The 13,510-nt window shown below is 68.3% G+C and carries 7 protein-coding genes; 2 read left to right on the top strand and 5 right to left on the bottom strand.

Features of this window, described 5'->3' with window-relative positions; all coding sequences use genetic code 11:
- Nucleotides 1–151 precede the first annotated feature (151 nt).
- Complete coding sequence (gene rpoB / locus ACZ501_RS05975; protein WP_361606082.1) at nucleotides 152–3,634, top strand: DNA-directed RNA polymerase subunit beta; 3,483 nt, start codon at nucleotides 152–154, stop codon at nucleotides 3,632–3,634.
- A gap of 98 nt (nucleotides 3,635–3,732) precedes the next feature.
- Nucleotides 3,733–7,632, top strand: a complete 3,900-nt coding sequence (locus ACZ501_RS05980; RefSeq protein WP_362458112.1) for a DNA-directed RNA polymerase subunit beta' — start codon at nucleotides 3,733–3,735, stop codon at nucleotides 7,630–7,632.
- A gap of 60 nt (nucleotides 7,633–7,692) precedes the next feature.
- Here the strand turns inward: ACZ501_RS05980 and ACZ501_RS05985 are convergent, their stop codons facing one another.
- The 5 genes from ACZ501_RS05985 to ACZ501_RS06005 form a co-directional block, all read right to left on the bottom strand.
- Entirely contained in the window at nucleotides 7,693–8,730 is a 1,038-nt protein-coding gene (locus ACZ501_RS05985; RefSeq protein ID WP_468792931.1) for a M48 family metalloprotease, read from the bottom strand.
- Nucleotides 8,727–9,674, bottom strand: coding sequence for a hypothetical protein (locus tag ACZ501_RS05990; RefSeq protein ID WP_468792933.1), 948 nt, complete (start codon nucleotides 9,672–9,674; stop codon nucleotides 8,727–8,729). The genes ACZ501_RS05985 and ACZ501_RS05990 overlap by 4 nt, the downstream gene beginning before the upstream one ends.
- A 16-nt stretch (nucleotides 9,675–9,690) precedes the next feature.
- Nucleotides 9,691–11,823, bottom strand: a complete 2,133-nt coding sequence (locus tag ACZ501_RS05995) for a hypothetical protein (protein ID WP_468792936.1) — start codon at nucleotides 11,821–11,823, stop codon at nucleotides 9,691–9,693.
- Nucleotides 11,820–12,614: a hypothetical protein gene (locus tag ACZ501_RS06000; protein WP_361606945.1), complete on the bottom strand. Its 795-nt coding sequence runs from the start codon at nucleotides 12,612–12,614 to the stop codon at nucleotides 11,820–11,822. The genes ACZ501_RS05995 and ACZ501_RS06000 overlap by 4 nt, the downstream gene beginning before the upstream one ends.
- Nucleotides 12,615–12,741: 127 nt before the next feature.
- Nucleotides 12,742–13,455 carry a Crp/Fnr family transcriptional regulator gene (locus tag ACZ501_RS06005; protein WP_361606942.1) on the bottom strand — a complete coding sequence of 238 codons (714 nt, stop codon included), beginning with the start codon at nucleotides 13,453–13,455 and terminating at the stop codon, nucleotides 12,742–12,744.
- Nucleotides 13,456–13,510: the final 55 nt, after the last annotated feature.

A 13,510-nucleotide genomic window follows, 5' to 3' on the forward strand; every position in this document is an offset into this window, starting at 1 on the left:
CCCTGCCCGTCGCCAGGGGCATGCCCACGCTCGAGCACATCTGACTGACCGCCCTGACCTGGCCTTTTGGCCAGATCGGAAGCACCTTGTCTTTGTGTCGGCTGGGACCGGTACGCGCGTAGTGAGTCCGAGCCCTCGGAAGGACCCCCTCTTGGCCGCCTCGCGCAACGCCTCGACCAATACGAACAACGGTGCCAGCACCGCCCCGCTGCGCATCTCCTTTGCAAAGATCAAGGAGCCGCTCGAGGTTCCGAACCTCCTGGCGCTGCAGACCGAGAGCTTTGACTGGCTGCTCGGCAACGCCGCCTGGAAGTCCCGCGTCGAGTCGGCGCTTGAGAGTGGACAGGACGTCCCCACCAAGTCCGGTCTGGAAGAGATCTTCGAGGAGATCTCGCCGATCGAGGACTTCTCCGGGTCGATGTCGCTGACCTTCCGCGACCACCGTTTCGAGCCGGCGAAGAACTCCGTCGACGAGTGCAAGGAGCGCGACTTCACGTACGCGGCTCCGCTGTTCGTCACGGCCGAGTTCACGAACAACGAGACCGGAGAGATCAAGTCTCAGACGGTCTTCATGGGCGACTTCCCGCTCATGACCAACAAGGGCACCTTCGTCATCAACGGCACCGAGCGTGTCGTCGTGTCGCAGCTTGTCCGCTCCCCCGGTGTCTACTTCGACTCCTCCATCGACAAGACGTCCGACAAGGACATCTTCTCCGCCAAGATCATCCCGTCCCGGGGTGCCTGGCTGGAGATGGAGGTCGACAAGCGCGACATGGTCGGTGTCCGCATCGACCGCAAGCGCAAGCAGTCCGTCACCGTCCTCCTGAAGGCTCTCGGCTGGACCACCGAGCAGATCCTCGAGGAGTTCGGCGAGTACGAGTCCATGCGCGCCACCCTGGAGAAGGACCACACCCAGGGCCAGGACGACGCGCTGCTCGACATCTACCGCAAGCTGCGCCCGGGCGAGCCGCCGACCCGCGAGGCCGCTCAGACGCTGCTCGAGAACCTCTACTTCAACCCGAAGCGCTACGACCTCGCGAAGGTCGGCCGCTACAAGGTGAACAAGAAGCTCGGCGCCGACGAGCCGCTCGACGCCGGTGTGCTCACCACCGACGACATCATCGCGACGATCAAGTACCTCGTGAAGCTCCACGCGGGCGAGACCGAGACCATCGGTGAGTCGGGCCGTTCGATCGTCGTCGAGACCGACGACATCGACCACTTCGGCAACCGTCGTCTGCGCAACGTCGGCGAGCTCATCCAGAACCAGGTCCGTACGGGTCTCGCCCGTATGGAGCGCGTCGTGCGCGAGCGCATGACCACCCAGGACGTCGAGGCGATCACGCCGCAGACCCTGATCAACATCCGGCCGGTCGTCGCCTCCATCAAGGAGTTCTTCGGCACCAGCCAGCTGTCGCAGTTCATGGACCAGAACAACCCGCTGTCGGGTCTGACGCACAAGCGTCGCCTCTCGGCCCTGGGTCCCGGCGGTCTCTCCCGTGAGCGGGCCGGCTTCGAGGTCCGTGACGTGCACCCGTCGCACTACGGCCGCATGTGTCCGATCGAGACCCCCGAAGGCCCGAACATCGGTCTGATCGGCTCGCTCGCCTCCTACGGCCGCGTCAACGCGTTCGGTTTCATCGAGACCCCGTACCGCAAGGTCGTCGACGGCCAGGTCACCGACGAGGTCGACTACGTCACCGCCGACGAGGAAGACCGCTTCGTCATCGCCCAGGCGAACGCCCGCCTGGACGACGACCTGCGCTTCACCGAGAACCGCGTCCTGGTCCGCAAGCGTGGCGGCGAGGTCGACTACGTCGAGCCGTCCGACGTGGACTACATGGACGTCTCGCCGCGCCAGATGGTGTCCGTCGCGACCGCGATGATCCCCTTCCTCGAGCACGACGACGCCAACCGCGCCCTCATGGGCGCGAACATGATGCGCCAGGCCGTTCCGCTCATCAAGGCGGAGGCCCCGCTCGTCGGCACCGGCATGGAGTACCGCTGTGCGGTCGACGCCGGCGACTCGATCAAGGCGGAGAAGGACGGTGTCGTCCAGGAGGTCTCGGCCGACTACATCACCGTCGCCAACGACGACGGCACGTACACCACGTACCGCGTCGCCAAGTTCTCCCGCTCGAACCAGGGCACCTCGGTCAACCAGAAGGTCATCGTCAACGAGGGCGACCGGATCGTCGAGGCCCAGGTCCTCGCCGACGGCCCGGCCACCGAAGAGGGCGAGATGGCCCTCGGCAAGAACCTGCTCGTCGCGTTCATGCCGTGGGAAGGCCACAACTACGAGGACGCGATCATCCTGTCGCAGCGCCTCGTGCAGGACGACGTCCTCTCCTCGATCCACATCGAGGAGCACGAGGTCGACGCCCGTGACACCAAGCTGGGCCCCGAGGAGATCACCCGGGACATCCCGAACGTCTCCGAGGAGGTCCTCGCCGACCTCGACGAGCGCGGCATCATCCGCATCGGTGCGGACGTCGTCGCCGGCGACATCCTGGTCGGCAAGGTCACGCCCAAGGGTGAGACCGAGCTGACCCCCGAGGAGCGCCTGCTCCGCGCGATCTTCGGTGAGAAGGCCCGCGAGGTGCGCGACACCTCGCTCAAGGTGCCTCACGGTGAGATCGGCAAGGTCATCGGCGTCCGCGTCTTCGACCGCGAGGAGGGCGACGAGCTTCCTCCGGGCGTGAACCAGCTGGTCCGCGTCTACGTCGCCCAGAAGCGCAAGATCACCGACGGTGACAAGCTCGCCGGCCGCCACGGCAACAAGGGCGTCATCTCGAAGATCCTTCCGATCGAGGACATGCCGTTCCTCGAGGACGGAACTCCGGTCGACATCATCCTGAACCCGCTGGGTGTCCCGTCCCGAATGAACCCGGGACAGGTCCTGGAGATCCACCTCGGCTGGCTCGCCAGCCGCGGCTGGGACGTCTCCGGCCTGGCGGACGAGTGGGCGCAGCGCCTCCAGGCGATCGGCGCCGACCAGGTCGCCCCCGGCACCAACGTCGCCACCCCCGTCTTCGACGGTGCGCGTGAGGACGAGCTGGCCGGCCTGCTCCAGCACACCATCCCGAACCGCGACGGCGAGCGCATGGTGCTCCCGACCGGTAAGGCCCGCCTGTTCGACGGCCGCTCCGGCGAGCCGTTCCCGGACCCGATCTCGGTCGGGTACATGTACATCCTCAAGCTGCACCACCTGGTCGACGACAAGCTCCACGCCCGTTCGACCGGTCCGTACTCGATGATCACGCAGCAGCCGCTGGGTGGTAAGGCGCAGTTCGGTGGTCAGCGCTTCGGTGAGATGGAGGTGTGGGCGCTTGAGGCTTACGGTGCCGCGTACGCACTCCAGGAACTCCTGACGATCAAGTCCGACGACGTGACCGGCCGCGTGAAGGTCTACGAGGCCATCGTCAAGGGCGAGAACATCCCCGAGCCGGGCATTCCCGAGTCCTTCAAGGTGCTCATCAAGGAAATGCAGTCGCTCTGCCTCAACGTGGAGGTGCTGTCCTCGGACGGCATGTCCATCGAGATGCGCGACACCGACGAGGACGTCTTCCGCGCGGCGGAGGAGCTCGGTATCGACCTGTCCCGGCGCGAGCCGAGCAGCGTCGAAGAGGTCTGACGGGCCTGGCCGGGGGGATCCGCGTGATCCCCCCGGCCGCCCCCGGGACCGTTCAGACCATGATTGAGACTCGACCCCGAAAGAGGGATTGACGCACAGTGCTCGACGTCAACTTCTTCGACGAGCTGCGGATCGGCCTTGCCACCGCGGACGACATCCGAACCTGGTCCCACGGCGAGGTCAAGAAGCCGGAGACCATCAACTACCGCACCCTCAAGCCCGAGAAGGACGGACTCTTCTGCGAGAAGATCTTCGGTCCGACCCGGGACTGGGAGTGCTACTGCGGCAAGTACAAGCGTGTCCGCTTCAAGGGCATCATCTGTGAGCGCTGTGGCGTCGAGGTCACGCGCGCCAAGGTGCGCCGTGAGCGGATGGGCCACATCGAGCTCGCCGCTCCCGTCACCCACATCTGGTACTTCAAGGGCGTTCCGTCGCGTCTTGGCTACCTGCTCGACCTCGCGCCGAAGGACCTCGAGAAGGTCATCTACTTCGCCGCGTACATGATCACGTTCGTCGACGACGAGCGCCGTCAGCGCGACCTGCCGTCGCTGGAGGCCCACGTCTCCGTCGAGCGCCAGCAGATCGAGAACCGCCGTGACGCGGACCTCGAAGGCCGCGCCAAGAAGCTCGAGAGCGACCTGGGCGAGCTCGAGGCCGAGGGCGCCAAGGCCGACGTGCGCCGCAAGGTGCGCGAAGGCGCCGAGCGCGAGATGAAGCAGCTCCGTGACCGCGCCCAGCGCGAGATCGACCGCCTCGACGAGGTGTGGAACCGCTTCAAGAACCTCAAGGTCCAGGACCTCGAGGGTGACGAGCTGCTCTACCGCGAGCTGCGCGACCGCTTCGGTACGTACTTCGACGGTTCGATGGGTGCCGCGGCGCTGCAGAAGCGCCTGGAGTCCTTCGACCTCGAGGAGGAGGCCGAGCGCCTCCGCGAGATCATCCGTACCGGCAAGGGCCAGAAGAAGACCCGTGCGCTCAAGCGCCTCAAGGTCGTCTCCGCGTTCCTGCAGACCAGCAACAGCCCCAAGGGCATGGTGCTGGACTGCGTGCCGGTCATCCCGCCGGACCTGCGTCCGATGGTGCAGCTGGACGGTGGCCGCTTCGCGACCTCCGACCTGAACGACCTGTACCGCCGCGTGATCAACCGCAACAACCGCCTGAAGCGCCTTCTCGACCTCGGTGCCCCCGAGATCATCGTGAACAACGAGAAGCGCATGCTCCAGGAGGCCGTGGACGCGCTCTTCGACAACGGTCGTCGCGGCCGCCCGGTGACGGGCCCCGGCAACCGCCCGCTGAAGTCCCTCAGCGACATGCTGAAGGGCAAGCAGGGTCGATTCCGTCAGAACCTCCTCGGCAAGCGCGTGGACTACTCCGCGCGTTCCGTCATCGTCGTCGGCCCGCAGCTCAAGCTGCACCAGTGCGGTCTGCCGAAGGCCATGGCGCTGGAGCTCTTCAAGCCGTTCGTGATGAAGCGCCTGGTCGACCTGAACCACGCGCAGAACATCAAGTCGGCGAAGCGCATGGTCGAGCGCGGCCGCACGGTCGTCTACGACGTGCTCGAAGAGGTCATCGCCGAGCACCCGGTGCTGCTGAACCGTGCGCCCACGCTGCACCGCCTCGGCATCCAGGCCTTCGAGCCCCAGCTGGTCGAAGGCAAGGCCATCCAGATCCACCCGCTCGTCTGCACCGCGTTCAACGCGGACTTCGACGGTGACCAGATGGCCGTGCACCTGCCGCTCTCCGCGGAGGCGCAGGCCGAGGCCCGCATCCTGATGCTGTCCTCGAACAACATCCTCAAGCCGGCCGACGGCCGTCCGGTCACGATGCCGACGCAGGACATGGTCCTGGGTCTGTTCTTCCTGACCACCGACGGTGAGCTCCGTGACACCAAGGGCGAGGGCCGTGCGTTCGGCTCCACGGCCGAGGCGATCATGGCGTTCGACGCCGGCGAGCTCGCGCTGCAGTCGTCCGTCGACATCCGCTTCCCGGTGGGCACCATCCCGCCGCGCGGCTGGGTGCCGCCGGTCGCCGAGGAGGGCGAGCAGGAGTTCCAGCCGGGCGACAGCTTCCGTCTGAAGACGACCCTGGGTCGCGCGCTCTTCAACGAGCTGCTGCCCGAGGACTACCCGTTCGTCGACTACTCGGTGGGCAAGAAGCAGCTCTCCGAGATCGTCAACGACCTGGCGGAGCGCTACCCCAAGGTGATCGTGGCGGCGACGCTCGACAACCTGAAGGCGGCCGGCTTCCACTGGGCGACCCGTTCGGGCGTCACCGTGGCCATCTCCGACGTCGTCGTGCCCGAGGCCAAGAAGGCCATCGTCGCGGGCTACGAGGCGCAGGACGAGAAGGTCCAGAAGCAGTACGAGCGCGGTCTGATCACCAAGGACGAGCGCACGCAGGAGCTCATCGCGATCTGGACCAAGGCGACCAACGAGGTTGCCGAGGCGATGAACGCGAACTTCCCCAAGACGAACCCCATCTTCATGATGGTTGACTCGGGTGCCCGAGGAAACATGATGCAGATGCGACAGATCGCCGGTATGCGTGGTCTGGTGTCGAACGCGAAGAACGAGACCATCCCGCGTCCGATCAAGGCGTCCTTCCGTGAGGGCCTCACCGTTCTGGAGTACTTCATCTCCACGCACGGTGCCCGTAAGGGTCTGGCGGACACCGCCCTGCGTACCGCCGACTCGGGTTACCTCACCCGTCGTCTGGTGGACGTCTCGCAGGACGTCATCATCCGCGAGGAGGACTGCGGCACCGAGCGCGGCCTCAAGCTCAAGATCGGTGTCAAGGACGAGGCGGGTGTCCTCCGCAAGGCGGACGACGTCGAGACCTCCGTGTACGCCCGCATGCTGGCCGAGGACGTCGTCATCGACGGCAAGGTCATCGCGCCGGCGAACGTGGACCTCGGCGACGTGCTCATCGACGCCCTCATCGCGAACGGCGTCGAGGAGGTCAAGACCCGCTCGGTCCTGACCTGCGAGTCCGCGGTCGGCACCTGTGCCTTCTGCTACGGCCGCTCGCTGGCCACCGGCAAGCTCGTCGACATCGGCGAGGCGGTCGGCATCATCGCCGCCCAGTCCATCGGTGAGCCCGGTACCCAGCTGACGATGCGTACCTTCCACACCGGTGGTGTGGCCGGTGACGACATCACGCAGGGTCTGCCGCGTGTCGTCGAGCTCTTCGAGGCCCGTACCCCGAAGGGTGTCGCCCCGATCTCCGAGGCCGCCGGCCGCGTGCGGATCGAGGAGACCGAGAAGACGAAGAAGATCGTCATCACGCCCGACGACGGCAGCGAGGAGACGGCCTTCCCGATCTCCAAGCGCGCCAAGGTCATCGTGCACGAGGGCGACCACGTCGAGGTGGGCCAGAAGCTCACCATGGGTGCCACCAACCCGCACGACGTGCTGCGCATCCTCGGCCAGCGTGCCGTCCAGGTCCACCTGGTCGGCGAAGTCCAGAAGGTCTACAACTCGCAGGGCGTGTCGATCCACGACAAGCACATCGAGATCATCATCCGGCAGATGCTGCGCCGCGTGACGATCATCGAGTCCGGCGACGCGGAGCTCCTGCCGGGCGAGCTCGTCGAGCGCTCGAAGTTCGAGACCGAGAACCGTCGTGTGGTCACCGAGGGCGGTCACCCCGCCTCCGGCCGTCCGCAGCTGATGGGTATCACCAAGGCCTCGCTGGCGACGGAGTCCTGGCTGTCGGCCGCCTCCTTCCAGGAGACGACCCGAGTCCTGACGGATGCGGCGATCAACGCCAAGTCCGACAGCCTCATCGGCCTCAAGGAGAACGTCATCATCGGTAAGCTCATCCCGGCCGGTACGGGCCTGTCCCGCTACCGCAACATCCGGGTCGAGCCCACCGAGGAAGCCAAGGCAGCGATGTACTCGGCCGTCGGCTACGACGACATCGACTACTCGCCCTTCGGCACCGGCTCCGGCCAGGCTGTCCCGCTGGAGGACTACGACTACGGCCCGTACAACGGCTGAGTCGTCGAAGAGCAGTAACCGCAGGGCGGTCACCCGAGAGGGTGACCGCCCTGCGGCGTTCTAGGGGCGCGGTGTGAGGTAGCGCTGCAGGTGGTGGAGGCGGGTCCGGTGGTCGGGGTGGGTGGAGAGCAGCCGGGACAGCATGCCGTCGTCGGACGGTGGTGCTTCCTCGGCCAGTCCGTCGTGCAGCGTCCGCGAGAGCATCGGAGCGAAGCCCAGTGAGGCTGCGTGCATGTCGGCGCGGAGTTCGGCGCGGCGTCCGACGGCGGCGGACAAGTAGGGCAGCGCGAGCAGGAGCAGCGGCAGGCCGTAGGTCAGGGTCAGGGTGGCGAAGGTGATCCACCCAAGCAGGACGATCAGGATGCCTGCGGCCACGTACGAGAACCCGCTCGTGATGCGGATCAGCCCTACGGTGGCTGCGGCCAGGCACTGCCAGGCCAACCGGCCCGGGAGCGAATACCACCAGCTGAGGAGGCTTGTCCATGCGTGCCCGGCGGTGTGATGGCCCAGTTCGTGGGCGAGTACCGCGGCCAGTTGCGCCTCGGGCAGCCGTTCCAGGGCCCGACGGGTGACGGCGACGATATGGCCGGCGGCGGCGAGGGCGTTCAGGTCGTCGCTGTCTTCGATCCACAGCTCGTAGCGGTCGCCGTCCACGCCGGCACGGGCGGTCACCTCACGCCACACGGGGGTGAGCAGGGCCAGCTCGGAAGGGATCGGGTGCTTGAGCCGGAGCAGGTGACGGGCCAGGAACCGCTCGCTGGGTCGGTGGAACGTGAGGGCACCGGAAGCCGGCCACAGGGCGGTCGGCAGCCAGGCCGGCAGCCCGACCCAGGCTTCCAGCAATGTGGCCATTCCCAGCACGACGAGCAGGCTCGTCAGGAATCCCGGCAGGTGCAGAGCGAGCCGGCCGAGGGCGGTGGCGTCGGCGGTGCGCTGCCGGGCGCGGTAATGGACGCGTGTCCCGCCGGGGTGGCGGTAGTCGAGATCGTCGTGCTCCGGGCTGGGCTGCGAGGGGACGTGCGCGGGCGTGGGCGGTGGGGCCTCTGGGTACCGGGGGTAATCCGGCGGGGGACCGGGCGACTCGGCGGGCTTGGTCACCGCGCCCGCTCCGGGCCGGCGGGCGGATGGGGGCGGCGTCCGTAATCGGGCGGCAGCTCCGGGAGCTCCGGCGTGGGCAGTGGGGTATGGGAGTGGGGCGCGAGAGCCTTGTTGATCTGCTCGATCATGAGTTGTCGGGTGCGGTCCAGCTCGTGGGCCTCACCACCGTCGGGGCCCAGGAGCGTCTTGACCTGGTCGAGCTGCGAGCGGAGGAGCGCGAGCTGGTGCTTCTCCATGCTGTCCAGCGCGAGCTGGGTGTCCTCGGGGTGTCGGGCCAGGTGCAGGGCCCAGGCCTGGATGCCGCCCTGGGTGAAGTGTTGCTGGTAGAAGGCGATCTTCTGGGCCTCGTACCGCTGGAGCTCCAGCTCGTGCCGGGCGGCCTGGAGGCGCCGCTCGTGTTCGATGTTGTCGGCGTCGCGGCGCAAGCGGACCGTCCAGTCGACGCGCAGTCCGACGCCTTCGCCGAGCGGCTTGCCGGCGTTCACCGTGGCGAGCAGCCGTTCTTCGGCAGCCGCACTGCCCGTGATGTGGAAGCCTCTGGTCACCGGCCGGCAGGACTGTTCCAGTTCGCCGATCAGCAGCCGGGGGACGTCACGGCAGCCGCTTCGCACGTACAGGGCGGGGTCGGCGACCTGCCAGGTGAGGTCGACCGCTGCTGTGAACTCGTGGGCGTCATTGTCACTGGGCAGTGAGATCTGCGCCTGGACGGGATGCGCCCCCATGTCCACCTCGTACACGGCGGTGTAGAGACGTGTGGTCCTGGGACGTGGCCGGTTCGGGGGCAGATACGTCACGTACGTGCCCTTCGGGGTCGCGTAGACCAAGGCGTGGTCGATGCGTGTCGCCGCCAGGCCGCCGAACTCGAAGCGGCCGATCTGGCGGACCGTGACGACGGGGTCGGTCAGCTTGGTGTTGCGTTCGGCGCGCTGGTTGAAGTCGTACATCGTGCGGGCCTTCCCTTCAGGCGGGCATGGGGCGGGGGAGCACGGCGCGCAGCCGGGTGGCGACCTGTGGATACGGGCCACCGTCGGGGCCCTGCGGGTTGCGCAGCAGGTAGTCCAGGCGGGAAATCTCGCGGGGGGTCGCGGCCAGCCGGGTCAGCAGCGAGGCCAGAGCCCATTCCGCCTTCTCGTCCTGGTCGGCGGCCTGGATCCAGCCACGCAGCACCCGCTCGGCTTCCTCGGTGAAGGCGCGGTCGTCGAGGGCGTCACGCACGAGCTGCACGATTCCGAGCGCCGCCGGGCTGTCGTCCTGGTCGGCGCGCGCATACCAGTCGAGGACCAGCGGGCGGCCGTGTCTGGCTTCCTCGTCACGCCGACCGCACGCGGTGAGGAAGCCCTGCACGGCGAGCTCGCGGGCGGAACGGTGGTCGGGAAGGCTCCGCAACAGTTCGGCGAGGACGGTGTCCGCTTCGGGTGAGAGCAGGAGGAGGGCGACCGATTTCGGGAGTTCGTCGCGCACCTGCTGGTCGGGGTTCTTCCTCGCGTGCTGCCGTTGGGCCTGTGCGCGCAGGGAGGCCAGGGCAGCCTCGGGGCGCTCGGTTCCGATCAGCCCCTGGGCCCGCACCGCGACCCAACAGGGGCGGGGGTCGTCCGCATCCGCGCTCCAGGCGTCGATGATGCGGGGGATGTTCGGCGCGTCGATCTGGTGGGCGAGGGTGAGGGCGCTGACAGCTGTCGTCCGCCTCCGGGCCCTGTCCGAGCGGGCCCAGGGTTCGATGATCAGGGCCATCGTGGACGGCAGGTCCGTGCGCGCGAGTACGGCGGCGGTGGCGGCGGCGCGGGTGCGCACCAGTGGCCGCCCGTCGTCCGCGAGCTCGTTCAGCCACTTCACCAGGGCCGGGCGGGCGGCGGGATGTCCAGTCCACACCTCCGGAAGCAGGACGAGGGCCGTCCGGTCGTCGAGAAAGGCCGCTTTGAGCTGGGTGACCTCGCCCCACTCAGTGTCCTCGGCCTCCGCATAGGTATCCGCCCGGGCGAGCTGGAGCCGTTTGCCGATGTGGGTGCTGAAGACGGGGATGGCTTCGTGGCGCTTGGGGTCGCCGACACGCTGGAGCTGGGAGTACAGCAGGTCGCTGAGTTCTGCGGTCAGGGCGTACGGGCCGCCGTCGAAGGCGGCCAAGGCGATGAGGAAGGCCTTCTCCCGCAGGTGGATGATCTCCTCGGGCTCCGCGAACCACTCACGCACCTGGTGCTTCAGCGCGCGCAGGGAGTAGTCGGCCAGCTCGCTCTCGTCGCGCTGGCCCACTGCGTACTGGCGTAACTCCGTCGCGTATCCGACGACCTCGCGGAGTTGGTGGCCGCGGGAGAGGAACTCGTCGACGCCCGGGAGGGCGAGCAACCGGGAGGTGGCCTCGGCTCCGACGTCCACGGTGAGCCGGGCGGCCAGGACCGCCTTCTGGCCCGGAGGCTTCCACTCCTCGGGGCGGATGGCGTCTTCCAGGTATGCCCCCACACCGGTGGTGATCACCAGATGGGTCTTCTGTTCGTGCATGAGGTCGCGCAGTGCGTTGAACTGGGCTTCGCGCAAGGGGTCGTCGCGGCTGGTGGTCAGGTCGCACAGCACGTAGCCGGCCGCCTTCCCGGGTGTGCCGAACAGGCCCGTCAGGTTCCCCGGGGCCGTGGTGCTGTCCAGGGCGTGCACCGGGGTGGCGCCCACGGAGCGGAGGAGCATGAGCGCGGCAGCCCGGCGCCCGGTGAAGGGTGTCCCCGTGAGGACGAGGACCTGCTCCTTCAAGAGGCGGTCGCGCAGCTGCGCGAAGCGGGTGCCCTCGTCGACGAAGACACCGGACAGCCGGTCGAGGTAGGCAGGCGATATCTCCCCCGAGGCGGGGGTGCCGCTGCCGAGCCCGCCGAAGCTGTAGTGGATTTCGGTGGTGACGTTGCCGATGATCCGGTCGGCGACGACGCCGTGGTTGGTGCCGTCGAACGCCATCGACTTCGGTGCGTGGGCGTGCAGCTCGCGACGGGTGGCCCAGGGTTGCTGGACCTCCTCCTCGGTCTTCTTCTCCTGTTCGGCCGCGCCCCCGTCTTCCGCTGGTGCCGGCTCGGGCTCCTCGGCGGGGTTGGCCGGCTGGTCCGGCTGATCGCTCACCGGCGGTCACCGAAGATGATGTCGCCGTGGACCACGTCGGCCCGGACGGCGTTGCCCTCGATGTGACCGGCGACGAATCCGTCGTTGACGCCCTGGAAGCGGATTCCGGGGGCGTCAGGCCGGCCCTCTCCGGCAGTCTCCGCCCCGGCTCCCGCTCCTCGGGGTCCCCGAGGGGGGTCCGTCGACGCGGGGGCCGTCACCGGCTGGGGGGCTGTTCCCGAAGGCAGGGCGCCGTACAGCCACGCCTGTAGCGGGCCGTTCTTGCTGGGCATGGTGATCTCGCGGAATTCCTCCGAAGGGATGCCGGTGTGGTTGTGCCGCACGATCCCGGCGTGGACCGACTGGGAAACACAGAGCGCGTAGTCGTCCGTCCGCTCGCGCAGCGCCGCACGCAGTGGTTCGCCGTCCAGGAGCCGGCAGGCCTCGTTGAGGTCGGTGCCCACCCATCCGTCGTGTTCGTCGATCATCACGATCCCGGTCGCGAGCACGACCCGCAGCCGAATCTGGGCCGAGGCGGCGGCCATCCGGTTCACGGCTCGGAGTTGGGCGGGGAACTCCGTCAGCAGGGCGCGCAGCAGGATGTTGAGCGGGACATGCGGGTCGATCAGCTCCATGACCGCGTCGCCCCGGTCGGCGCGCAGCCGTAACGTCTGATCGATTCCGGCGGCCAGCAGGGTCCGGTCGACGACGTCGTACAGCATCCGGCGCAGATAGGCCTGCTGGACGTCGTCGCGGTCGCTGAACCGCTCCGTGTCGACGAGGAGGAAGGTGCGGGGGATCGGGTCGCTCATGCTCGCCTCTCGTGGTGGGCTTCCTGCGGTGACAGCAGGGATGACAAAAGATTGGCGCAGACGGGCGCGCCGCCGAGAGGGCGGATGGCACACCCGGAGTGTGACGGCCTGCACTGAAAGGGACGGTTCAGCTCTCGCCCTGCGCATGGGCGATCCGGCGCAGTACGTCCGGCCGTGTGATCACCGTCGTGCGGCGGCCCGTGATGACGACCCCGCGGTCGCGCAGGTCCTTGAGCTGGCGCTGGACCATCTCGCGGGAGGCCCCGATCGCTCCGCCGATCTCCTGCTTGCTGAGGGGGACGGTGATCTCGATCCCCTCCTCGGTGCGCCGCCCGTGGGTACGTGCCAGGTCCTGGAGCAGGACGGCCAGCCGCTCGCGCACGCTCAGCGAGGCGAACTCCAGCCGCCTCCGGTCGCCGGCGCGTGCGCGGTCCGTGGTGAGGGCCAGGAGCTGGAAGGCGGCGGCGGGGACGCGGGCGAGGAAGGCGCGGAAGCGTTCGGGGGCGACGGCCACGGCGCGCACCGGTTCGAGCGCGGTCACGGTGGCGGAGCGGGCGCGCCCCGTGAGGGCGGCGGATTCGCCGATGATGTCGCCCGGGCCGCGCAGAGCGAGCAGCGCCTCCTTGCCGTTGGCGGCGGAGCTGGTGACCTTCGTCCAGCCATGGAGGATCAGCAGGACGTGGGCGGCGGGTTCGTTCTGGTGGATGAGGTGTGCGCGGGGCGCGAAGGTCAGCTCGTGGCCCAGTGCCCGTAACGCAGCGCCGTCCTCGTCCTCCAAACGGGCGAGGAAGGGGACCCGGTCGTCCAGCCCTCCGTCGCCCGCCACGTGCTCCGATGCCATGTGCACCCCCCGGTTGTCAGGGCGGTCAATGTACTGGTCACCGGGGATGCGTGAC

Source organism: Streptomyces sp. NPDC034085, from assembly GCF_055575555.1.

What these genes read in the sequence shown, in the direction of transcription:
- ACZ501_RS06005 (WP_361606942.1), bottom strand. Translation starts at nt 13,455, where the DNA reads ATGGCATCGGAGCACGTGGCGGGCGACGGAGGGCTGGACGACCGGGTC.
- ACZ501_RS05990 (WP_468792933.1), bottom strand. Translation starts at nt 9,674, where the DNA reads ATGTACGACTTCAACCAGCGCGCCGAACGCAACACCAAGCTGACCGAC.
- ACZ501_RS06000 (WP_361606945.1), bottom strand. Translation starts at nt 12,614, where the DNA reads ATGAGCGACCCGATCCCCCGCACCTTCCTCCTCGTCGACACGGAGCGG.